Source organism: Lentibacillus kimchii (genome assembly GCF_055381965.1).
This window is the reverse complement of the sequence record NZ_AP043934.1, coordinates 1257871-1282421: the sequence shown is the minus strand read 5'-3', so window position 1 is coordinate 1282421 and position 24551 is coordinate 1257871. Positions and strand designations below refer to the sequence as shown.

23 protein-coding genes are annotated in these 24551 nt (G+C 44.6%); 1 reads left to right on the top strand and 22 read right to left on the bottom strand.

Annotated features, from left to right (window positions below; translation table 11 throughout):
- Positions 1–7 precede the first annotated feature (7 nt).
- From priA to ACZ444_RS06885, 6 genes are all read right to left on the bottom strand, one after another.
- The gene (gene priA, locus ACZ444_RS06910; RefSeq protein ID WP_382357220.1) at positions 8–2416 is read right to left on the bottom strand and encodes a primosomal protein N'; all 2409 of its coding nucleotides are present in this window, start codon (positions 2414–2416) and stop codon (positions 8–10) included.
- Positions 2413–3621: a bifunctional phosphopantothenoylcysteine decarboxylase/phosphopantothenate--cysteine ligase CoaBC gene (gene coaBC, locus ACZ444_RS06905; RefSeq protein ID WP_382357219.1), complete on the bottom strand. Its 1209-nt coding sequence runs from the start codon at positions 3619–3621 to the stop codon at positions 2413–2415. The genes priA and coaBC overlap by 4 nt, the downstream gene beginning before the upstream one ends.
- 73 nt (positions 3622–3694) lie before the next feature.
- Positions 3695–3895 (bottom strand): DNA-directed RNA polymerase subunit omega, encoded by a 201-nt coding sequence (rpoZ, locus tag ACZ444_RS06900; RefSeq protein ID WP_382357364.1) that lies wholly within the window; start codon positions 3893–3895, stop codon positions 3695–3697.
- Between the two features lie 7 nt (positions 3896–3902).
- A complete protein-coding gene (gene gmk, locus ACZ444_RS06895; RefSeq protein WP_382357218.1) occupies positions 3903–4520 on the bottom strand; it encodes a guanylate kinase in 618 nt (205 codons plus the stop codon).
- A gap of 11 nt (positions 4521–4531) precedes the next feature.
- On the bottom strand, positions 4532–4798 hold the full coding sequence (remA, locus tag ACZ444_RS06890) for an extracellular matrix/biofilm regulator RemA (RefSeq protein WP_382357217.1): 267 nt from the start codon (positions 4796–4798) through the stop codon (positions 4532–4534).
- 312 nt (positions 4799–5110) lie between these two features.
- On the bottom strand, positions 5111–7765 hold the full coding sequence (locus ACZ444_RS06885; protein ID WP_382357216.1) for a calcium-translocating P-type ATPase, SERCA-type: 2655 nt from the start codon (positions 7763–7765) through the stop codon (positions 5111–5113).
- Positions 7766–7978: 213 nt separating this feature from the next.
- Between ACZ444_RS06885 and ACZ444_RS06880 the strand changes: the two genes are divergently transcribed.
- Positions 7979–9685 (top strand): Rqc2 family fibronectin-binding protein, encoded by a 1707-nt coding sequence (locus ACZ444_RS06880; RefSeq protein ID WP_382357215.1) that lies wholly within the window; start codon positions 7979–7981, stop codon positions 9683–9685.
- A gap of 106 nt (positions 9686–9791) precedes the next feature.
- On the opposite strand, the gene ACZ444_RS06875 is transcribed toward ACZ444_RS06880, so the two are convergent.
- From ACZ444_RS06875 to spoIIGA, 16 genes are all read right to left on the bottom strand, one after another.
- On the bottom strand, positions 9792–10652 hold the full coding sequence (locus ACZ444_RS06875; protein ID WP_382357214.1) for a LysR family transcriptional regulator: 861 nt from the start codon (positions 10650–10652) through the stop codon (positions 9792–9794).
- 75 nt (positions 10653–10727) lie between these two features.
- Entirely contained in the window at positions 10728–12116 is a 1389-nt protein-coding gene (locus tag ACZ444_RS06870) for a solute carrier family 23 protein (RefSeq protein ID WP_382357213.1), read from the bottom strand.
- A 137-nt stretch (positions 12117–12253) separates the two neighbouring features.
- Complete coding sequence (pyrR, locus tag ACZ444_RS06865; RefSeq protein WP_382357212.1) at positions 12254–12796, bottom strand: bifunctional pyr operon transcriptional regulator/uracil phosphoribosyltransferase PyrR; 543 nt, start codon at positions 12794–12796, stop codon at positions 12254–12256.
- Positions 12797–12967: 171 nt separating this feature from the next.
- Entirely contained in the window at positions 12968–13885 is a 918-nt protein-coding gene (locus ACZ444_RS06860; protein WP_382357211.1) for an RluA family pseudouridine synthase, read from the bottom strand.
- Positions 13854–14348 (bottom strand): signal peptidase II, encoded by a 495-nt coding sequence (gene lspA, locus ACZ444_RS06855; protein ID WP_382357210.1) that lies wholly within the window; start codon positions 14346–14348, stop codon positions 13854–13856. The genes ACZ444_RS06860 and lspA overlap by 32 nt, the downstream gene beginning before the upstream one ends.
- Before the next feature lie 124 nt (positions 14349–14472).
- The gene (gene ileS / locus ACZ444_RS06850; RefSeq protein ID WP_382357209.1) at positions 14473–17229 is read right to left on the bottom strand and encodes an isoleucine--tRNA ligase; all 2757 of its coding nucleotides are present in this window, start codon (positions 17227–17229) and stop codon (positions 14473–14475) included.
- A 326-nt stretch (positions 17230–17555) separates the two neighbouring features.
- Entirely contained in the window at positions 17556–18083 is a 528-nt protein-coding gene (locus ACZ444_RS06845) for a DivIVA domain-containing protein (protein ID WP_382357208.1), read from the bottom strand.
- A gap of 134 nt (positions 18084–18217) precedes the next feature.
- The gene (locus tag ACZ444_RS06840) at positions 18218–18994 is read right to left on the bottom strand and encodes a YlmH family RNA-binding protein (protein WP_382357207.1); all 777 of its coding nucleotides are present in this window, start codon (positions 18992–18994) and stop codon (positions 18218–18220) included.
- A gap of 12 nt (positions 18995–19006) precedes the next feature.
- Positions 19007–19270 carry a YggT family protein gene (locus tag ACZ444_RS06835; protein WP_382357363.1) on the bottom strand — a complete coding sequence of 88 codons (264 nt, stop codon included), beginning with the start codon at positions 19268–19270 and terminating at the stop codon, positions 19007–19009.
- 6 nt (positions 19271–19276) lie between these two features.
- The gene (locus tag ACZ444_RS06830) at positions 19277–19711 is read right to left on the bottom strand and encodes a cell division protein SepF (protein ID WP_382357206.1); all 435 of its coding nucleotides are present in this window, start codon (positions 19709–19711) and stop codon (positions 19277–19279) included.
- Positions 19712–19726: 15 nt separating this feature from the next.
- On the bottom strand, positions 19727–20398 hold the full coding sequence (locus ACZ444_RS06825) for a YggS family pyridoxal phosphate-dependent enzyme (protein ID WP_382357362.1): 672 nt from the start codon (positions 20396–20398) through the stop codon (positions 19727–19729).
- Positions 20399–20421: 23 nt separating this feature from the next.
- A complete protein-coding gene (gene pgeF / locus ACZ444_RS06820; RefSeq protein ID WP_382357205.1) occupies positions 20422–21216 on the bottom strand; it encodes a peptidoglycan editing factor PgeF in 795 nt (264 codons plus the stop codon).
- A gap of 50 nt (positions 21217–21266) precedes the next feature.
- Complete coding sequence (locus ACZ444_RS06815) at positions 21267–21539, bottom strand: YlmC/YmxH family sporulation protein (protein ID WP_382357204.1); 273 nt, start codon at positions 21537–21539, stop codon at positions 21267–21269.
- A gap of 197 nt (positions 21540–21736) precedes the next feature.
- Entirely contained in the window at positions 21737–22516 is a 780-nt protein-coding gene (gene sigG / locus ACZ444_RS06810) for an RNA polymerase sporulation sigma factor SigG (RefSeq protein WP_382357203.1), read from the bottom strand.
- A 120-nt stretch (positions 22517–22636) separates the two neighbouring features.
- Positions 22637–23356 carry an RNA polymerase sporulation sigma factor SigE gene (gene sigE, locus ACZ444_RS06805; RefSeq protein WP_382357202.1) on the bottom strand — a complete coding sequence of 240 codons (720 nt, stop codon included), beginning with the start codon at positions 23354–23356 and terminating at the stop codon, positions 22637–22639.
- A 78-nt stretch (positions 23357–23434) separates the two neighbouring features.
- Complete coding sequence (gene spoIIGA, locus ACZ444_RS06800) at positions 23435–24355, bottom strand: sigma-E processing peptidase SpoIIGA (protein ID WP_382357201.1); 921 nt, start codon at positions 24353–24355, stop codon at positions 23435–23437.
- Positions 24356–24551 lie beyond the last annotated feature (196 nt).

Here is a 24551-nt window from a genome sequence, read left to right as displayed (position 1 = left end):
ACTATATTTACATTAACTGGTATGGCTGCATATCCACAGATATTTGCAGGTCTCGTTTACGCATATCATCGGCAAATTGACGAATAATTTTATTAATTAATGCGCGCAGCTCTGGCTCATGCTTGTATTTTATCATGCATTGGTAGCGGTAGCGATCTTTTACCCGGGCTATTGGTGACGGAGTTGGACCCAGGATAACGGTATCCTGACGCACATACTTCCATAGTTGTTTGGCAATTTGCTGGGCAGTCTGTATAGCTGTAACATGATTTTCATGAGAAATGGTGACTAAAGATAAAAACATGTAGGGCGGATACTGAAATCTTTTCCGCATCTTCATCTCCTGCTGGTAGAACTGCCAGTAATCATAGCGGCTTGCCAGTTCAATACTGTAGTGATCTGGTGTATAGGTCTGGACAATAACCTCACCAGGCAAATCATGTCTGCCTGCACGTCCGCTCACCTGTGTCAAGAGCTGGAATGTTTTTTCGGATGCTCGAAAATCCGGCAGGTTAAGCATGGAATCAGCTGTTAAAACGCCAACAAGCGTGACATTTTCAAAATCAAGCCCTTTGGCGATCATCTGGGTTCCCAGCAAAATATCTGCTTCCTGGTTAGCAAATTGATTGAGCAGTTTCTCGTGGGCTCCCTTCCGCTGGGTTGTATCAACATCCATTCTTAATAGGCGTACCTCGGGCATCAATTGTGTCAGCGCCTCTTCTATGCGTTGTGTTCCCGTTCCAAAAAAGCGGATTAAATCACTGCTGCACATAGGGCAATACATGGGCACAGGCTCTTCATATGAACAGTAATGACACCTGAGCTGATTGCTGTGTTTGTGAAATGTCAGCGCAATATCACAATGTGGGCATTCCCGGACGTGACCGCATTCCCGGCACATGACAAACGTAGAATAGCCGCGCCGGTTTAACAAAAGAACGACCTGCTCACCACGGCTGATGCGCTGTTCCATCGATTCCTTTAAATGCCGGGAAAACATAGTGCGATTGCCTGCATGCAGCTCCTCGCGCATATCCACAACATGAACATCCGGCATTGCTTTATCATTCGTCCGTTTGCTCAGAGTCTGTAAGTTATAAACGCCTTTATGCGCTCGCGCGTAAGACTCCAAAGCTGGTGTCGCACTTCCCAAAACGACAGGACAATGATGGTAATCGCCGCGATGGATTGCTACATCGCGCGCATGATAACGGGGCTGATCTTCCTGTTTATAGCTGGTTTCATGTTCCTCATCAATAATGATGATACCCAGGTTTTCAAATGGAGCAAACACGGCTGATCTGGCTCCAACCACCACCTGAACTTCGTTTTGCTGAACGCGTCGCCACTCATCATATTTCTCACCCTGGGATAAACCGCTGTGCAGGACTGCGACATTGGAACCGAACCTAGCTTTAAACCGGTTAACCATTTGCGGTGTTAAAGAGATTTCCGGCACCAGTACAATCGCTTCTTCCCCACGGTCAATAACCTCCTGGATGGTCTGTAAATAGATTTCCGTTTTTCCGCTGCCCGTGACGCCATGCAGAAGAAATACCTCGTGCGCATGATCCCGAATTCTGTGCAGAACAGGTTTGATAGCTTCGTGCTGTTCAGATGTCAATTCAAGCGGCTCCGTTCTGTCAAACTGAGTTTGCGCATACGGGTTCCTGTAGACTTCTTGTCTGAACGATCTGAGCAAGCCTTTAGAAATCAGTGTGTTAATTGTGGCCCGTGTCGTGTTAAATTTTTTCATAACCGTCTTTAGCTTGATTTCCTGTGGCTGTTCAATAAAAAAAGTGAGTAACTGCTGCTGCTTTTTCGCCCTGTCTGACATATCCTGCAGTGCCTCTTCCAGCAGATGCGGTTCTCGTGCCGGCTCCAGATATGTGACATATTTCTTTGTCACACGTGACTTAACCAAATAATGAACCGTTATGTCCCCATCCTGTATAGCTTTTTGGACTTTTGAAAAACGGACATGTCCGTTATCCAGCTCTTCATACGGAACAAAATCCCTGCCGGCAAAAAACGCTTCGAGTTCACTGGAAAGCGAATCCTGACGCAGGCGTTCAAGTTCTTTTTTATAATTTGCTTTTAAGACTTGCGGCAACATCGCCTGGTACGCTGTAATATATAAGCTCAACGTTTCTTCAGCGAGCCATTTGCCGAGATCAAGCAATTCCGGTGTCAGGATTGGGGTCAAGTCAAGAACATCCGCCAACTCTTTAAGCTTATCGAAGGATGATTCATCTGCTAAGCTCACGACATACCCCATGACCTTACGCGGACCAAAAGGAACAATGACGCGCATGCCAGGCTGCAGAATGTCACGGAAACGTTCGGGTATCGTATAGTCAAATGTCTGATTAATTGAACTGGCCGGCACATCAACAATCACATTCGCAATCGTCACGTTGTCTCAGCCTTCATATCACGAGCGATTAACAGCATGATCTCCCGAGCGATAGCCTGCTTGGATTTTAGTGTCAGCTCTTGTTTATCCTGGGCGCTGTTAACATAGGTTACGGCATTGGTATCGCCTCCGAAACCAGCACCATCAGCCCCTAGATCATTAATGATGACAGCATCGAGTTTTTTCTGTTGCAATTTTCTTATGCCGGCGTCCACCGGATGTGTGGTTTCCGCTGCAAAACCTGCCAGAAATTGCTTGCCCTTTAAATTACCAAGAGACTGCAGAATATCCTTTGTCCGCTCCATGTCAATGCGCCAGTCATCTGACTGTTTTTTCAGTTTTTCATTATAGGCGTGTTTCGGCTGATAATCCGCAACGGCAGCTGCTTTAACAACAATATCACTCTGCGGGAAATATGCATGCATTTTCTGATACATCTCTTCTGATGTGACGACATCAACGCGGTTAATCTGCTGATGGCGCGTTGTCAGACTTACCGGACCGGCAACCAGAGTCACGCTGGCACCTAAACTTGCTGCTTCCTCTGCCAGAGCAAAACCCATTTTTCCTGTGGAATGATTTGTGAAGAAACGGACAGGATCGATTTTTTCCTGTGTGGGACCTGCGGATATCAGCACATGTTTGCCGGCCAGTGGAGCATCACCTGAATAATGCTCGTCTACTGCTGTCATAATGCTTTCCGGCTCTTCCAGTCTTCCTTTGCCGACATAGCCGCACGCCAAATAGCCATCCCCCGGTTCGATAAAGTGATAGCCCCAAGCATCAAGCTGCTGCATATTCTTCATTACAGCGGGGTGTGCATACATATGGACATTCATCGCTGGTGCGATATAAACACTGGACTGTGTGGCAAGAAGGACAGTTGACAGCATATCATCAGCGATTCCGCCTGCAAGTTTTCCAATAATATTAGCTGTTGCCGGTGCAAGAATCGTTATGTCAGCCCAGTCAGCTAAGTCAATATGGGCAATTTTTTCCGGATCTTTTTCATCAAAAGTGTCTGTATAAACCGGGTTTCGTGATAGAGCCTGAAATGTCAGAGGTGAGACAAACTTCTCCGCATTCCGGGTCATAATCACTTTGACTTGTGCCCCCTGCTGTGTCAGTTTGCTCGTTAAAGCACACGCTTTGTAAGCAGCAATACCTCCTGATACACCAAGAAGTATGTGTCTATTTTGCATCATACGCCACCCTCCCGGGAAACATGTCAAAACATAAACCCCCCGCAGGTTAAACAGCGGGGGGTTGCGAGACGCTTTATTTGCTATCTTCTTTTACGAACACTTTTTCCGCCATCACTTCTTCAAGTGCCTGACCAACGTACTTATTTGATTTCGGATGATCGACCAGGACTCTATCTGTTTCCTGTATCTCCCGTGCACGCTTAGCTGCAATCGTAGCCAGTGTGTATTTAGAACTGATTTTTGTCTGTAAATCATCAACAGATGGTTCCAGCATGGACATATTAGGATTCCTCCTTTAATATTTGCTTATATTGTCTCGCGATTCGCTCGCGCTTGCAATGTTCACTTTGGATGATGGACTGGATCTTGGAAACAGCTGTATTCACATCATCATTAACCACAACATAATCGTAAACGTCCATCATGTCAATCTCATTTTCCGCTTCTTTCAACCGGTTCAATACGGCATCCTGCGATTCGGTTCCCCGTTCAACAATCCGGTTTTTTAATTCCTCAAGACTGGGAGGGAATAGAAAAATGAAAACGCCCTCTGGAAAATTTTCTTTCACCTGTACAGCACCCTGCACTTCAATTTCCAGAAAGACATCCTTCCCGCTCCGCAATGTATCTTCTACATAGCGCCTCGGTGTTCCGTAATAATTGTTGACAAAACGGGCATATTCCAAAAGCTCTCCATCCGCAATGAGCTGTTCAAATTCATCATTTGTTTTGTAAAAATAATCAATGCCTTCAGCTTCCCCAAGCCGTTTTTCCCGGGTCGTCATGGAAATTGAATACGCCAGATCATTTGACTGCTTAAACAGGTCCTTTCTGACGGTCCCTTTTCCCACACCTGAGGGGCCGGATAAAACAAATAAAATGCCTTTTTCATCAAGCAAAACGTTTCCTCCTAGCTATTCTCGTCTACAGCATCTTCATGACTGATAACGCGCTGTCCGACAGTTTCTGGCTGTACAGCCGAGAGAACAACATGGTCGCTGTCTGTTATGATAACAGCACGTGTACGCCGCCCATAGGTGGCATCCACCAGTTTCTCTGCGTCACGTGCGACCGTAATGATTCGTTTAACCGGCGCCGATTCCGGTGACACAATTGAAATGACCCGGTTAGCTGAAACCACGTTTCCGAATCCTATATTGATTAATCGTAAACTCAAATTGGCTCCCCCTTAAATGTTTGCGTATCAACGTCTCTTTTCTCTCTGTCGACGGAATCAGTTCAAAATGATTAATAAACCTATTATAATGTAAATAAAAGTCAGAACACAAGCATTTGCCATCTTACAGGCAGCTGCTTAAACGTGACGGCGATCGCAATGGGGATATCTCTTAATCAAGCACGTTTCTATATAACGTCATTATACCAATTATGACAATAAAGAAAAACCCTTCTTGTCTGCGCGTCCCCAGCGAATAGAGTTACCCTCTAACGCATAGGGGCGCTGTGCTTAAAAGAAGGGACATAAACCTTATTTTTTACTGAACCCGAATAGAACACTCGGGATGACACTTAAACCAAGAACAAGCACCCAATCTCTCACGCCCAGAGCAGTTGTATGAAAAATTGGCTGTAAAGGCGACCAATAGATAACGACTAAAAGCAGCAGAATGGATGACAGGACTGCCAGCACTAAAAACCGGTTTTCAAATGGATTTCTGGCAAATATTGAATGCTCACTGCGGCAATCAAAAACATGAATCAGCTGAGCCATCACCAGTGTCGTGAAAGTGATCGTCTGGGCATATATCAATTGATCCGGATCACCCTGAAAGGCCATCATAAAGGCAGTCAGAGCAGCAATTCCGATCAAAAAACCGCGACTGATAACTTGAAAACCAAGACCTCTGGCGAAGATGCCTTCTTTTGGATTCCTTGGACCGCGCCGCGTGACATCGTTTTCTGGCTGATCCAGTCCCAGGGCCATTGCCGGCAATCCATCTGTGACCAAATTCACCCATAAAATCTGTACCGGCACTAGCGGCAGCGGCATAGCTAACAGCATCGCCAAAAGCATGACTAAAATTTCCCCAACATTAGAAGCCAGTAAATAACGGATGAATTTGCGGATGTTTTCATAGATATTACGTCCCTCAATAATTGCCGACTTAATGGTCGCAAAATTATCATCCATTAAAATAAGTGACGAGGCTTCCTTCGTAACATCTGTCCCACTATACCCCATGCTGATTCCAATATCACTAGCCTTAATTGCCGGGGCATCGTTCACGCCATCACCGGTCATAGCAACAATATGACCTTCCTCCTGAAACGCCTCGACAATTTTAAGCTTGTGTTCCGGGGTCACCCTTGCAAACACGTAGACCTGGTCAATAACGTCACGCAGTTCTTCAATTGACATAGCATTCAGCTGCGCACCATCCAGAACCATGCCGTCTTCCGGAAGCAGATTCAGTTCTCTTGCAATGGCGCGGGCGGTTTTTTCATGGTCGCCCGTGATCATGACAGATTTGATGCCTGCTTCACGGGATTCGGCAATAGCTGATTTCACCTCTTGTCTTGGCGGGTCCATCATGCCGTATAAACCGATGAATGACAGATCATTTTCCAGTTCCACTGAATCCAAAGGTGTGTTTTTCGCAAGTGGTTTCATACCTATTGCCAGTGTGCGCAATGCCTTTTCCGCCATGTTATCAATTGCTCGTTCGATTGACTGCTGATCATCCCGCTGCATTTGCTTTCGTCCGTGTTCATTCATGACGTAAGCTGATCGCGGCAGAAGAACTTCAGGGGCGCCTTTCGTAATCAAAAAGCGCATTTTATTGTCATCTTCAACGACTACACTCATCCGCTTACGTTCAGAATCAAAAGGCATTTCTCTAATAATTCGGTAGTTATCCTGAAGCTGATGCGACATGTCAAGTTTTCGGGCGGCCACAAGCAACGCACCATCTGTGGGATCACCATCAACATAATAATGGCCTTTCTTAACCATTAATGAAGCATTATTGCACACCATGCCATAAAGAAACATTTGTTCCAGATTCGGAAAGTTCCTGTCAACTTTGTCCTGCTCCAGATAAATATCACCTTTTGCCTTATAGCCTTCCCCCGTTACATCAAGTGTTTTATGATTGAGAAAAACTTCTTTAACCGTCATTTTATTTTCCGTCATGGTACCTGTCTTGTCTGAACAAATAACTGAAGCACAGCCCAGTGTTTCAACCGCCGACAGTTTCCTGACAATAGCCTTCTTCTTAATCATACGCTGAACACCCAGCGACAGAGCAACGGTCACAATAGCCGGCAGCCCCTCAGGTATGGCGGCCACGGCCAGCGATACGCCTGCCAGAAACATATTGTAAACCGAGTGACCCTGATAAACACCGGCCAGGACAACTAAAGCTGTCAAAAGGAGTGCTACTGCAATCAGAATTTTACCCAGTTCAGCAAGTTTATGTTCAAGCGGTGTTGTTGTTTTTTTCGTTTGGGTCATCAGCGATGCAATTTGTCCCATAACGGTACGCATACCTGTACCAACAACGATTCCTGTTCCATTTCCTCGCGTCACAATTGTATTCATAAACCCCATATTTACTTGATCCTGCGCTTCAAGCTGATCTTTCGAAATCGGGGATGCATGTTTCATAACCGGCAAGGATTCGCCGGTTAAAGCTGATTCTTCTGTTTCCAGATGATTAGCCTGAGTCACCCGGATGTCAGCTGGCACCCTGTCACCACTGCTAACCCGCACAACATCACCTGCTACCAAATCCTGTGACAGGACTTTTTGCCACGTCCCATCACGCAGTACCGTAGCCACAGGTGCTGCCATTTCTTTTAATTTATCGAGCGACTTTTCCGCTCTTTGTTCTTGAAAATAGCCGAGAATTCCATTAACCAGTACGATGATGATAATAGCTATTGCATCAACATATTCCCCCAGCATGCCGGCAATAAGTGTAGCGGCCAGAAGTACCAGTACCATGAAATCCTGGAATTGTTTCAAAAAAATCAGCCATCTGGATGTTCTTTCTTCTGAGGCCAGCCGATTTTCACCATCCTGTCTCCGGCGCTTGTCCACTTGTTTATCCGACAGGCCCTGCTTTGTCGTGACGTGCAATTTTTGCTCGACCACATCCACATCCATCTGATACCATTTCATCCTGCATTCCCTCCAGCTTCATCAGGAAAATCTTTTGCGCGTCAGTCTGTATACCAATATCTATGCAGACTTGTCTGGAAACATGCTATACTGACATTATGAAAAGCAGGCGGATTTGATACAGATGTTTTGCTGCTTGCATGCTGATCAGCATGCGTTACAAGAGCCTCTCGGGGCTAACGGTTCGTCTGGAATACAAGGAGAAGTGATTAGATGCCATATGATGGAATTGTTACCCGCGCGGTTACAAACGATCTGCAGGAAAAGATCATACCAGGGAGAATCGCCAAAATACATCAGCCTACAGATACAGAGCTGATTATCACCATACGCAGTCAAGGGCAGAACCATTCACTTCTGTTGTCCGTTCATTCGGTATATGCCCGCATGCACGTGACACATGAGACCTATCAAAATCCAAAAGAACCTCCAATGTTCTGCATGCTGCTCCGGAAGCACCTGTCTGGTGCCGTCATTGAATCGCTTGAACAATATGGCATGGAGCGGATTATTACACTTTCAGTCCAGTCCCGGAATGAGATAGGGGATATGACGAGCAAGAAACTGGTTATCGAATTGATGGGCAAACACAGTAATATCACGCTTGTTGATGGTGATAGAGGGCATATTTTAGACAGTCTGAAACACGTGCCGGCCTCACAAAATCGTTACCGGACCATTTTGCCGGGGCATACCTATCGACTGCCGCCTAGCCAGAACAAAGCTGACCCATTGCAAATCAGCAGTGAAGCATTTATTCAAAAACTGGACTTCAACAGCGGGAAAGTAGGCAATCAGATTGTCGGAACAATCATGGGCTTCTCGCCTTTTCTCGCCGAGGAAATTGCTTATCAGGCAAAACTCGGGTCGATTGAGGCGTATCAGAACGCATTTGCCAATATGCAAGAAGCCATAAAGACGAACCGCTATTCACCCGGCATTTACAGGAACGGGAAAGAAGACTTTCATGTATTGCCGATCACACATGCAAACGGTGAAGCAGACGTGTTTAGCGATCCAAATTCAATGCTTGATGCTTTCTTTTCCGGTAAAGCTGAACGCGACCGGGTGAAGCAGCAGGCAAAAGATTTATACCAGTTCCTAAAAAATGAGAAAGACAAAAACAACCGGAAATTGAAAAAACACGAAAAAACATTAAAAAAAGCAGAACATGCCGCTACCTATCAGCGTCTGGGTGAGCTTTTGACCGCTCATATGCATCAGGTTAAACAAGGTGACAAGGACGCTCAGGTGATCGACTACTATGACCCGGAACAAAACACGATAACCATCGATTTGGATCCGAACAAAACGCCAAGTGAAAATGCCCAGAATTTCTTTAAAACGTATCAAAAATTAAAAACATCAAAAGACAAGGTGCAGCAGGAAATAGTTAAGGCCCAACAGGAGATCACTTACCTGGATCAGCTGCTGCAGCAAATTGATACCGCGCGTCTGGCTGATATAGAAGAAATCCGTGATGAACTAAGAGAAGAAGGCTATTTGAAGAAACAAAAGCAGGGAAAGCGCAAAAAGAAACCGGCAAAGCCCAGTCCGGAACGGTTCACCACATCCGACGGGACGCCCGTTTTGGTTGGTAAAAATAATAAACAGAACGACTATGTAACTATGAAGATGGCAAACCGTGATGACATCTGGCTGCATACTCAAAACATCCCTGGATCACATGTCGTTATCCGCGGCCAGGATCCTGCCGATGAGACATTACAGGAAGCAGCCCAGCTGGCAGCTTACTTCAGCAAATCATCCCAGTCATCATCTGTTCCTGTTGATTACACCAGAGTACGGCATGTATGGAAACCAAATGGCTCCAAACCAGGCTTTGTTACGTACAATAACCAGAAAACATTATTTGTCACACCGGAAAAACGGCTGATTGAAGCATTGAAAGATGGATGACCAGCTATCCATCTTTCAATGCTCCTGAAACGTCGTGCAAAACGCTATCCTCTGTCCTGACACAGAAAATCAGTCACAGCGCTTGAATAAGTCTCGTGATAGATGCTTAAATAAATGTTTCATTCGAGACTGCCTTCAAAAACTGATCAACTTGCGGTAAACGGCGCACTCCTTCCTGATAACAGACCCAAGTAGCGCGGGTAATGGTCTTACCATCCAGCATAAGCGGAATATGCGGATAATCATTCATTAACGAAGCCGAAACACTTCCGGGTAAAACAGCCATTCCCAGCCCCTGTTTCATAAATTGCTTACATGTTTCAATCTGGTCCACATGAAGCATCTTAATTGGCTGAATTTGCGCCTGGTGATGATAAAGCCAATTATCAACGAGTTCATGCATACTATCATCACTTTTGAATGAGATCAGCGGCCGTTCCTTTAGTTTATCTACAGGAAAGGGCTGGGTATCAAACATGTATAAGGGATCGTCAAACAATAAGTCATTAACGGTTTCCTTCAGCTTTTCTCCCCGTATAATACAGACATGATAGTTTTTATATTCCCGTTTAATCGACTCGCTGAGACCGGTTACCAAATCAACAGCCACTTTTGGATAGGCTGCTGTAAATTTACCCAGAATCGATGGAAGAAAACGCTGACTGACAAGTGATGAACAAGCAATTGACAAGCGTCCCTGGACATCGCCGCTTGATTCAGCAAGTGCATTCATGATGGTGTTTTCCTCATCCATTACTTTCCGGGCGTGCTGCAGAATCATTTCACCAGCCGGTGTCAGCAGTAGACTTTTGGATGTGCGGATAAAAATCGCCCCTCCAAAATAGTCCTCAATATATTTGAGTCGCTGCGTCACTGCCGGCTGGGAGATTAAGACAGCCTTTGCCGTCCCGCGAATTGTCCCGACTTCATTTAATTTCAGCAGTAAAGCATAATCATCTATCTTCATCATGAAACGCCCCAATTAATAAGGATAGTTAATATAACCATTATTATAACGCATTGGTTTCATAATGACTATGACTTACGCCGCACTGTCATCATGATCAGATTCGGCTGTGTCCATGTCAGCAAACATCGTGCCATTGCCATAACCTTTTTCTTTACCCGGCAGAACGAGATTGAGCAAGACCCCAATAATGGCTGACAAAGCCATGCCAGCAATTTGCAAGTTATCTGTCAGCTGAATGAAGGCACCACCTACACCAATAACGAGAATGACAGAAGCAATCACCAGATTTCGCTTATCACTTAAATCAACCTGATTATCAATCAGCATTCGCAGCCCATTTGACGCAATAATTCCGAATAAGAGAATCGAGATTCCGCCAATCACAGCAGAAGGGATGGAACTGATTAAAGCCGTAATGAGACCAATAAATCCAAAACAGATGGCAAAGACAGCAGCTCCTCCGACGACAAAAACACTGAACACGCGTGTTATCGACAAAACACCAATATTTTCACCGTATGTGGTATTGGGCGGTCCTCCCAAAAGAGATGCAATAATGGTTGCCGCACCATCACCCATAATGGAGCGGTGTAAGCCTGGTCTTTCCAGGAAGTTGCGGCCAGCTACTTTGGAAAGTACCATTTGATCACCGATATGCTCAGCAATGGTGACCAGAGCAACAGGTGCCATTAACAGGACGATGTCACCACTGATTATTTCAAACGGTGAATAGTCAACAAATGGTACGACGAATTCCGGTAATTTAAATAAAGCCTGGAAAAATTCACTTATCGATCCTGAAGAAGTGATAGCAGCCCACTCCGTTTCAACTTCTGCTGTATCGACAATTCCCTGAACAAGAGCAAAGCCATAGCCTGCCACAATGCCGATTAAAATCGGAATCAAACTGAAGAAGCCTTTAAAATAAATGGACGCGATAATCGTAACCGCCAGCGTAAAGAGTGCCACACTGAAATGCGTTATACTATAAACATCTTCATCCGGTCCTGGCAGGTACATGGACATATCAATCGCTGTTGACGCGAGTCCCAGACCAATAACGATAATAACAGGCCCAACAACGACCGGCGGTAACAGCCTCATCAGCCAGTTCATGCCTGACAAACGAATAAGCAGTGCGACAGCACCATAAACCACACCCGCCAGAAACGTTCCAATCATGGCACCAGCTGGGCCGCTTGCAGCACTTGCCCCAACAATTGGTGCGATAAACGCAAAACTTGATCCCAGATAAGCTGGAATCTTCCCTTTTGTAATCACCAGGTATGCCAGTGTCCCCAAGCCGCTTGAGATCAAGGCTACTGCGGGTGATAAACCAGTCAGAAACGGAACCAGAATGGTTGAACCAAACATAGCAAATAAATGCTGCAGACTGAGAATGATCCACCTTCGCAGTCTCGGTATTTCATGAACATCCATCACCATTTTTTGCTCGCTCATCTAATCGCCTCCTGTTTATGTTCAAGTCACAAAAAAACCTCTTTGCAAAAGGCTGCAAAGAGGTAAACGCATCCGTGACGACGCATCCTGTAAGCAACCTTTTAAATCTCTCGGGATTTAATTAAAGGTCAGCTGATTTAGTTTTCATATAGGCTGACATCATCCTGTCCGTCCACTTCCTGGAGCTGCACACTGACCACTTCTTCACGAGATGTCGGAATGTTTTTCCCGACATAGTCGGCTCGTATTGGCAACTCCCGGTGACCCCGGTCAACCAGTACGCCCAGCTGGATCTGTGAGGGCCTGTCAATATCCATAACAGCATCCAGCGCGGCCCGGACTGTCCTGCCCGTATAAAGCACATCATCGAGCAGGATTACTTTTTTATTATATAAGGATGTATTAATCAATGTTTCCTTTAAAGCTGGCTCCCGGTCGTCAGTCACTTCAGTCAAATCATCACGGTATAGCGTAATGTCCAGTTCACCTGTCGGCACCGTGACACCTTCAATCTGCTGGATCTTGCCCTGCAGCCGTTTTGTCAGCGGAATACCGCGTGTTTTGATACCGGTCAGCACAAGATCGCCGCCTCCCTTATTTTTTTCAAGAATTTCATGGGCTATCCGTGTTAGTGAACGATCCACGCCAGCCTGATCAAGCAAAACTGTTTTTTTCCGCAATTATCATCACTCCTCCCTAAAACTGAAAAATCCCTTTCACCAATGAGGTAAAAGGGATTTTGTGCGTCATCTGTGTCTGTTGAACAGACGGCACGCTACCGCTACCTTTTAAGCCTCACCGGACCAAAATTAAAGGTGCATTATGACATTAAGCATAGTTTGGCAGACCTTTCAGCTCCTGTCAACATCTTTTTTTAATTGGGCTAACAATTCCTGAAAGTATTCCGGTGCTGCGACATCGAAATAAAGCGGCTCGGCTGTTCTCGGATGATTAAACTGCAGCGATTTCGCATACAGCACCTGCCCACCGGTATCCAGAGTCTTTCGAGGCCCGTACTTCGGGTCTCCTGCAATCGGATAACCACTATATTTCATATGAACACGAATCTGATGTGTGCGGCCGGTTTCCAGCCGGCAGGATACATGCGTAAAACCATTAAACCGTGCCAGCACGCGAAAATGTGTAACAGCATCTTTGCCAGTCTCAACAATGCCCATCCTTTTCCGATCATTTGGATCCCGGCCAATTGGCGCATCAATCAAACCTGTTTCATGATTTATCACGCCATGAACAACGGCTTCATACTGCCGTTCCATTGTTTTCGTCGATAGCTGCTCTGCAAGATTGATATGAGCCTGATCATTTTTGGCCACAGCTACCAGCCCGCTTGTATCCTTATCGATACGGTGAACAATGCCCGGCCGATTGGGGCCATTAATCTCAGATAGATGATCACAATGATGCAACAGCGCATTTACCAGTGTGCCGTTGCTGTGTCCCGCTGATGGATGAATGACCATTCCCCTTGGCTTGTTAACAACGAGCAAATCGTCATCCTCATAAACAATTGACAGCGGAATGGCCTCCGGTTCAATCGCCGTTTCCTCCGTTTCAGGCAGGGACCATTCAATCATATCCTCCGCCTGACACTTATAATGTGCTTTAACACGGCCATTATTAACATGGACATGCCCATCCGCGAGCCAGGTTTGCACTTGAGAACGCGAGATGTCACCTATCAGCTCCGTAAGCAATTTATCGACGCGCTTATTCTGTTCATTTTCTGTCACCATGTGCTGATTTGTCATGTCGCTTTTTTTCCTTTCTTTCGTCATTAATAGTTATGATAATAACCAGAATAACACCAACGACCAGGGCTGAATCGGCAATGTTAAATATAGGATAGTCGTAGCTGAAGATTATAAAGTCAAAAAAGTCTACCACTTCATGCCGGAATAACCGGTCTATAAAATTCCCAATAGCCCCTCCGAGAATGACACTCAGCGCAATTGCCAGCAGCCTGCTATCTTTAGCATAGTGCTGCATAAAGTAAATGATGCCAGCAACAACGATGACGGTGATGATATAAAAAAGCCCCATTTGTCCTTGCAGAATGCCCCAGGCTGCCCCGCTATTACGATGTGACGTTAAATAGAAAAAATGCTCAATAACGGTTATCTGGTCACCCATTTCCATCGTTTTAACGACTGCCCATTTGGTCAGCTGATCAACGGCAATCACCACTAATGCCAATATGTAATATAAATACATGTAAGTTCCTCCGAGTCATGTCTTCGTTACTGCCAAACGATCTGCAGTTTATAACAATGCTGAAAAGGGTCTGACTTCTGGAACGGGATCGTAAAAGTCAGACACCTTTTCAGATTTTAATCAATTACACACTGTAATGCTCTTTTACAATACCGGCACACCGGGAGCATAAATCCGGATAATCCGTGTCGTTGCCAACAGATTCATCAGCTGTCCAGCAGCGTGCACATGTCTCACCAGGATGCTTTTCAACTTGAACATTAACAAATTGGTAATCGCCGGCCTCAGGGGCGTTGTCCGTTAAGACAGCCTCTGAAACAATGAACAGCTGGTGCAGATTGTTAATACTTTCAAGCACATGTTTAGTCTGATCATCTTTAGGGACAATGGTGATTCTGGCTTCCAATGGTTTACCGATAACTTTCTTTTCCCGAGCTTCCTCCAATGCCTTCAAAACGTCATCCCGGATGTCCATGAAGTGATCCCACTTCGCTTTTTGATCACCAAAACCGATAATTTCCCTTGGCTCTGGAATGTCCGTGAGCTGTACACTTTCTTCTGCAGCACCAGGGATATAATCCCACATCTCATCAGCTGTATGTGGAATGATCGGTGTCAGCAATTTCACCAGGGTTGTTATGATTTCATAATAGGCAGTCTGGATGCTCCGGCGCCGGGGACTATCTGCTGCTTCGATATACAGAATATCCTTGGCAAAATCGAGATAGAAAGAACTTAAGTCACCAGCACAGAAATTATGAATCGCCGAATACACCGGTGAAAACTCATAGATGTCATAGTTGTCGCGAGCCCGTTTCAGCATTGTTTGCAGACGGTGCAGCATATAACGGTCAGCTTCTTCCATTTCCGCTTCCGGAACGATGTCTTTTTGCGGGTCAAAGTCAGCTAAATTGCCCAGCATAAAGCGGACGGTATTACGGATTTTGCGGTAACCCTCGGACACTTGTTTCAAAATCTCCTGAGAAATACGCACATCGGACTGATAATCGACGGATGACACCCAGAGACGGAAGATGTCGATCCCCAATTGTTTCTGCAGTTTTAGCGGATCCATAACATTCCCGAGTGATTTGCTCATTTTTCGGCCATTGCCATCCAGTGTAAAACCGTGACTGATAACAGCTTCATATGGTGCTCTGCCAGTAACAGCCACAGCTGTGGAGATAGATGAATTGAACCAGCCGCGGTACTGATCACTGCCTTCAAGATAAACATCAGCTGGACGCTGCTGATCCGTTCGTTCGTTTAAGACAGCTTCATGGGAAGAACCTGAGTCAAACCAGACATCCATAATATCCGTTTCTTTGGTGAATATCCCATTTGGACTGTGTTCCGACGTAAATCCATCAGGCAGCAAATCGCCTGTTTCCCATTCAAACCAAATATTTGAGCCATGTTCCGCGAATAATTGTGAAACATGCTGGATGATATCATCCGTAATCAGTGGCGTTCCATCTTCAGCATAAAAGACAGGAATAGGTACGCCCCATGTGCGCTGACGGGAAATACACCAATCAGCACGGTCGCGAACCATATTATAAAGCCGTGCCTGACCCCATGATGGATACCATTGAATACGGTTAATCTCCTCAAGAATGTCCTGACGAAAATCTTTAATCGAGGCAAACCACTGTGACGTTGCACGGAAAATCGTCGGTTTTTTCGTACGCCAATCGTGCGGATACGAATGGGTGACAAACGCCAATTTGAGCAGCGAACCGGACGCCTCCAGTTTTTCAGTCACCAGTTTATTTGCTTTATCATAAAACACCCCTTCAAAACCAGGTGCTTCATCTGTGAAACAGCCTTTGTCATCAACAGGGGACAACGGTTCGATACCATAGGAGCGTGACATATAGAAGTCATCTCCCCCATGTCCCGGCGCTGTATGCACGCAACCAGTCCCGGCATCAGTTGTCACATGTTCGCCCAGCATGACCAGTGAATCACGGTCATAAAACGGATGCTTTGCTACAACACGCTCGGCGCGGTCGCCTTTAAATGTTTTAATGACGTCTGGTGTTTCCCATCCCAGTTCGTTTGCGATGGTTTCCAGCAGCGCCTCAGCGACTATATATTTTTCACCATTAACAGCAGCCACCACATATGTCAGTTCCGGGTTCAGTGCAATCCCAAGATTAGCCGGAATCGTCCATGGTGTTGTTGTCCAAACGATGAATTTTTCGTCACCATCAAGTACATCGTTGCCATCTTTGACGTCAAAAGCCACATAAATGGATGGCGAGCGTTTATCGTAATATTCAATTTCTGCTTCAGCCAATGCTGACTCAGATGATGGTGACCAGTAAACCGGTTTAAGTCCCCGATAAATATATCCTTTTTTGGCCATCTCACCGAACACCCTGATTTGTGCGGCCTCATAGTCATTTGTAAGCGTGATATACGGATTTTCCCAGTCACCCCGAACACCCAGCTTTTTGAACTGTTCACGCTGATTATCGAGCTGCTTCATGGCATAGTCGGCGCACTTTTGCCGAAATTCCGCGATACTCATTGTTTTATGGTCAACATTTTTCTTTTTCTTCAAAGCCGTTTCAATTGGCAGGCCATGTGTGTCCCAGCCAGGCACATAAGGAGCGTGATAGCCGCTCATGGACTTATAGCGGGTGATAAAATCTTTCAATACCTTATTAAGTGCATGTCCGATATGCAGATCGCCATTAGCAAATGGCGGACCATCGTGCAAAATAAACAACGGACGGTCTTTAGTACGTTCCATATCTTTTTCATAAATATGGTCGCTCTCCCACTTTTTTTGCCGTTCTGGTTCTTTATTAGGCAAGTTTCCGCGCATTGGGAACGCTGTATTTGGCATTAATAGCGTGTCTTTATAATCCATTTTGTCACTCCTTCGTGTAATTCGTTAAAAATAAAAAATCTTCTCATCCAAAAAGGAACGAGAAGACCCGCGGTACCACCCTTATAAACTTAAAAATGATTTATAGCTATTTTTAAATTCACTTGAGGATTCGTAACGTGAATAAGCCGTTCATTCCTACTTCGATTCAGAATAAATACTCGGGAGTGATGGTCAGGATACACCACTGCTTCAGGCTTCCACCATTTCCTGATTCGCTGGACAGATCAGTATCCCTCATGTCTCCGTCTTCATATGGCATATTAGTTTATAAGCATTATATGTAAAATAGCCGTAAACGTCAAGGTCTAGCTTTTGGTTTCTGCATATTTCGACGCGTCTTCGCTGTAGTCCGGATTTTCCTCGTCTTCTTTCTCAGTGAATAAATCATCCCAGTCACCTGAATCAATGACATCGAGCTGTGCTTGCACGAGCGATTTCAATCGCGTTCGGAAAACATTTGCCTGTTTTTTCAGTTCCTCTATATCCATTTCAATCCGTCGTGACTTATTCAACGATTCATTGACGATCCGGTCAGCGTTTTTCTCAGCTTCCTTAATGATAAGTTTGGATTCTTTCTGGGCATTGCCTTTCAAATCCTCCGCCGTTTCCTGGGCGGCCAGAATCGAATTATTAAGTGTGCTCTCAATACTCGTGAAATGACTCAGTTTTTCATTCAGTTCATCCACTTTTTCCTGCAATTCTTTCTTCTCGCGAATCGTAACTTCATAGTCTTTAATAACCTGGTCCAAAAATTCGTTCACTTCATCTTCATCATAGCCTCGAAAACCTCTTGTAAACTCTTTATTATGAATGTCCAGCGGTGTTAATGACACGCAGGGCACCTCCTTCAATGCTTCCCGATTATTAAAAGATGCGGGTTCATCCAACCATCCGGTTCCGTTTTACATTCGCCTTCTAAAGACAGTAATTTCGACAGAAACACTAAAAATCCTGCTATTTCAGCCAATTATTTTAAAATTGCAGCGGTAATACTGACCTTATCTTTTTTCGTATAACCGTTAAAGCTAACCAGCCTGCTCCGACCTTTCCCCCGGATCGAAATCATGTCACCTGCATCCACCGAAAATTTGCGGTCGTCAATCACTTGATAATTAACCTTTACATAGCCTTTTGCGATCATGTCGGCTGCCGTTTTTCGGGAGAGGCGATAAATAGCTGTTACCACTGTATCCAGCCGCAATGAGGTGACGATATGATCAGATGTCACCCAGTCTCCGCTTCCGGCCACCGCAGATGACAATGGCTTTTCCGAGAGACGTGTATGTGTATGCTTGATTTCTGTCAGATTGGTCAGAACGAAAGGGGCCATTTCCTGGGCCGTTATAATTTGAACCAAACCATTCTCAACTATAATATCGCCGAGTTTTTGGCGCTTAAGTCCGATAGACAGAAAAGCACCCATTACATCACGGTGAGTAAGACTGACAAATTTTGTGTGATAAGTTCCCTGCAGCAAGGTGAGCTGAAACGCGTCTTCTGTCACTTCTTCATACTCTGGGGCAATGATGACCCGCTGCCGCTCAGCATTTATGCTCCCGCCGTGTTTCAGAACCCTCAGATCCATCATGCTTGTCCCAGTAAGCATGTCAACAATTTTCTGTTCGCGCGGGTTAAGAAAATCCGTCAGTTTGCTTTGGTATGTTTTTTCCACCTGGTCCAGCCAGGACAGCACCTGATCAATAAAAGGCTGCTCTTCTTTTCGAAAATGCTGATAGATATCCATGACTACGAACCTCTAAAGCCAGCTAAACAGGACAGGCAGTCCAAGACTTCTGGCAAAAGACAGAACTAAAATGGCTACAATTGGGGAAATATCAATCATACCAATTGAAGGGATAATGCGCCGGAACGGTTCAAGATACGGTTCACAGATTTTGGTCAAAAAAGTGCCAATTGATGATTCGCGTGCCCCGGGGAACCAGGACATAAGTATATAGATTATTATAGCAAAACTGTACAGTTCCAACGCCACTGACAGCAGGCTGAATAGTGATTGCATCATTTGCTACCATCCTTTATTATGTTCTTCGTTTTCTTCAAGAAATGCCTCGGTAATGGAACCCGAAACGTCGACATTATCAGGTGCACACAGGAATGTTTCGTCACCAAGCTTTTGGATATCGCCATTAACAGCATACACGGTTCCACTGAGGAAATCGATGATACGTTTGGCTTGCTGGTAATCAACCCGCTGCAGGTTAATAATGACGGCTCGTTTGTTAACGACATTATCAGCTATTTCCTGTGCCTCATTGTAATTACGCGGTTCACATAACACAACTTTCGATGCCGGCCCTTCCATTGCCGTTAAGTTAACCACGTTGCTTTTTTTGGTCTGCTGTTGCTGAGGATCGTTCATATCCATTGATTCCTCTTCATCAACATACTCATAATCATCTTCCATTGTGAAAAAAGTCTTTATTTTATTTTTAATACTCATTTTGTCACCCCGTTTTCAAGCTCCTACAAGCTTGGACCCGATGCGTATATGTGTTGCCCCTTCTTCTATTGCAATCTGGTAATCATTGCTCATGCCCATGGACAAATACGGACAAGGAGCATGAGGAAGCTGCTCAGCCTTTACAGTATCCCTTAGAGAAACCATTTCCCTGAAAAAACGGCGCAGACGCTGTTCATCGTCTGTGTACGGCGCCATTGTCATAAGGCCAGCTATCCGCACATTTTCCAAGTTTTTCAGATCTTTAATAAACGCTAGTGTCTCATCAGGTTTAAGGCCATGCTTTGTTTCTTCGCCGCCCACATTCACTTGAACAAAACAGTCTGCCGGCTTTTCAGCACGTTTATTAATTTCTTTGGCCAGCGACATCCGGTCAAGCGAATGGATGGCATCGACTTTTGTGATCACGTCTTTGACTTTTTTTGACTGCAGTGTACCAATGAAATGCCAGGCAGCTCTGTCCTGTAGACGGGTCTGCTTCTCTCGCAGGCCTTCCAGGCGATTTTCACCAAGATGACGGACTCCTGCATTCACAGCTTCTTCTGCACGTTCTATTGTAACATATTTCGTCACACCAATGATGGTAATTTCATTGGGACTGCGATTACTATTAGCACAAGCTTGTTGAATATTAGCATTGATTTGGCGTAAATTAGCTGCAGCATCCATAATAGCCATGTCCTTCCCGGTAATCATTTTTCATATCCAATATAACCAAGCATTCTCCCAGTATTTCCACGGCTGCGCCGGTGCGAGAAAAATAGTGATTCATCTCGGAACGTGCAATAATTTGTTACGTCTATATTATGACGGAAAATACCTTGTTGTAAAAGGATTTCGATGTTTAATTGCTTCAAATCAACCAAAAAACGGTGATCATCCAGGGATGTTACGGTCTTTTCGCGCAGCGCACTGGGAATATGACGAATGACTTCTTCATCCACCTCATAAACATCGCGGGAAATACATGGTCCAATGGCAACAAGCATCGCTGCAGGATCAGCTCCTCTTGCCTGGAACGCTTCAACCATTTTTTGACCCATACGGGCAACAGTTCCTTTCCAGCCAGCGTGCGCCAAGCCGATATAACCTGTAACCGGATCCAGAAAGAAGAGCGGAACACAATCGGCAAATACGGCTGTACAGAGTATCCCCGTTTTATGTGTTATCAGACCGTCCGTTCCCTTTAATGACGCTGTATAGTCAGCTGCACCTTTGCCCTTGTCTTTTTCAGTTACAAAATGGGTCTTTGTCTGATGTATTTGTTCGCCGGCAACCCAGCTTTCCAGGGGGAATCCGACACGACTTGCCAGCTGTCGCCGATTATTTATGACTTTATCCGGCTGATCGTTTGTATATAATCCCATGTTGAGCCTTTCTTGCTCGCTGTTATGTGTTGTAAAACCAGCTTTCAGCCCTGGCACTCGATGCTCCCATTCCGTGAGCGCCAAATTTATATCTGTCTGCTGCTGAAACGGCTCTAGCATGTATAGCCTCCTTCTATCTACCTTGACCCTATTTTATCATACTTCTGTGATTATTCGAGCAATTGCTGGTCCGGATATAAAGAAGGAGACGTTATCTCGTGAACTAGAATCACATCGGTACCGATCACTTCAATATAATGCCAGGGTATAATCATTTCATCCGACTTAGCGAAAAAACCTGATGCTTTGTCTTTAATCGGGATCACGAGTGCTGTAATTTTTCCCAAATCGCCGTCTACTTCCAGATCAGATATGTGCCCAAGCCGTTTCCCGCTGGTCATCACAATAACTTCTTTTACTTGCAGTTCAGATAACGTTATCATCAAGTTCACCTGCCTTATTAAGGCATTATATGCATACATATGGGCAAAATATTATGCTGGCAGCTGCCCAAAAACGACTGAGCAGGAAAACAAGAAAAAGACCCCAAATTAATGTTGAGGTCGTATGCAGCCATTATTGAATTCTGCTCTGAAATGCTATAAGTGCAGCACTGCTATTTGCTGTTTACCGTTCTATATTATTCGAACATTTCTTTATTTACCTGGTCAATCGCCGACTTCTCCAGCCGGGAAACCTGAGCTTGTGATATGCCGATTTCATCAGCGACCTCCATTTGGGTTTTTCCTTGAAAAAACCGTTTATTGAGGATTGAATTTTCACGGTCATCAAGCTGATACATGCCCTCTTTCAAAGACAGTTTGTCAACCCATGCCGAATCTTTATCTTTATCATCACTCACCTGGTCCATGATATATATCGGATCGCCGCCATCATTGTAAATGGGCTCAAAAAGGGAAACAGGATCCTGTATAGCATCCATGGCAAATACAATTTCGGAATGATCAACCTCCATCTCTTTAGCGATTTCCATAGCGGACGGTTCTCTGGAGGTTTTATTAATGAGTGTTTCTCTGACTTGCAGTGCTTTGTAAGCGGTATCCCGCAAAGATCTTGACACCCGAATCGGATTATTATCCCGCAAATAGCGTCTGATTTCACCGATAATCATTGGGACAGCATACGTGGAAAACTTTACATTATGGCGCAAATCAAAATTATCGATTGATTTCATAAGTCCAATACAGCCAACCTGAAATAAATCATCACCATATTCACCGCGATTATTGAAACGCTGAATAACACTTAGCACGAGACGTAAGTTGCCATTCACCAGTTCCTCCCTTGCTGCTAAATCACCATCTTGTATTCGTTTAAATAATTCACGCATTTCACCATTCTTTAATACGGGTAACTTTGATGTATCAACTCCGCAAATTTCGACTTTATGTTTTGTCATGATTCACCCTCCTGATGGAAATGCTGTTCATGAGCAGTATCTCCGCGGAGGATGGTTTTTATGCAGTCAGGTATGATGACTGGAACGTGATAATTCGCCTGAAATCACGTCTCACGTAAGTCACACCATTTTATTAAATTCTTTTTGCAGACGCCGGATAATTTTTTTCTCCAGACGGGAAATATAAGATTGTGAAATGCCCAGCATATCTGCTACATCTTTTTGCGTTTTTTCTTCCTGACCAATCAGACCAAATCGAAGTTCCATAATCTCTTTTTCCCGGGGGTTTAACTGTGTCAGAGCATTTTTGAGCAGATTTTTATCGACATTGGTTTCAATATCCCGGGTAATGATATCTTCATCAGTGCCAAGCACATCTGACAGCAATAATTCATTGCCATCCAGATCAATATTCAAGGGCTCATCAAAGGAGATTTCAGACTTTAATTTATTATTTCGCCTTAAATACATTAATATCTCATTTTCAATACAACGGGAAGCGTAAGTAGCCAGTTTAATTTTCTTTTCAGGATTGAACGTATTGACTGCTTTAATCAGCCCGATAGTGCCAATACTGATCAGATCCTCTATGTTAATCCCGGTGTTTTCAAACTTTCGGGCAATATAGACAACCAGCCGCAGATTGTGTTCAATCAGCATAGCTCTGGCGGATTGGTCACCTTTCGGAAGCAATTCCAATAAACGTTTTTCTTCTTCTTTTGATAATGGCGGCGGGAGGGCTTCACTGCCGCCTATGTAATAAATCTCATCCGTTTTAAGTCCCAGCTTAAACAGCAGTTTGTACGCCCATAAGCGCAGACGAAGTTTTAAAAGTTTCAACTTGAGTCGCTCCTTTCCAGTTTTTTAAATCAATGTCAGTACCTGAGCATGCTTTCTGATCAAGACACAATCTAACCTTCAGGCTGAAATGGGTACAGCATTTTTAATGATTTGCGGATGCAATAAACAATGATAAGATTGGTCCTTTGTTAAATGAGCAAATTGAATACCGATCAGCACTTTTCGTGTTTGAATCTCATCGTCATTATAGACAAGCGTCACCTGTTCTGGTTTAAGTGCCAGCATGAACGTGCGGCTGCCGCCCACACCCTGGAACGGAACAATTTGCAAGCGATTTTCCCAGTCATTTGGAAGAACACTGAAATCTAATTGGTCATGAGCCGTTCTCAGCATATCCCACTCATAATCAGTGAACCATTGCTTTAGAAAAAAGCTGTCACATACAATCACTGGCTTTTTGGTCAAGGGATCCGACAGTTGATTTCCACTGTCAATATACCCTGTTGTCGTATAGCAGCTCTGGCCGATTTGAATCGTAACCGGACATAATTGATCATACCGGATTTTTTCCGCTGTATGCTTGTCCATACGGTTTTTTGTGAAATACCATACAAGCGGAAATCCTGTCAGTACAAATCCCCAGCTGACCGGATCACCATAACCGGCATTAAAGGTCAATGCACCACCTGCTGACAGTGAAACCGGGCTCTGAAGCAGAAAATGTATGGCGATTAATCCACCTCCTATGGAAAATGTTGTGAAATAAAATAGAAGCAACCGTTTTATTAGCTGATAAATGGTATGAATCCGAAAACTGCATACAATAATGATAATGGAGTACAGCAATTTACCTGGCAGTGTCGTAAAGAATGAGGACGGATAATACACCATTAAAGGCACCAGCAACGACGCAACAAAAGCACCGAACATGATCCGCAATTTCCTTGTGCTGTCCTTTGCCAGCATCTGTGTCAGCATAAGCAGCATCATATCCAGAAAAAAATTCAAAAGCCAGACGGCATCCAGATAAATGGTCACACAGATATCTTCCCTTCACGCGTCTTATTATTTCCACGAGCACCTATTCAATTTTCATAGATCTTCTACCAACTAGTATAGTAGTCTCTGACAGCAAAGTCTGTCAGATTATGTACAGAATGAAGGGCTAATTTTAACGACTTTTCACATAACATGTCGTTCAGGAAAAACGTTCGAAGTATTCTTTATAAAAGCA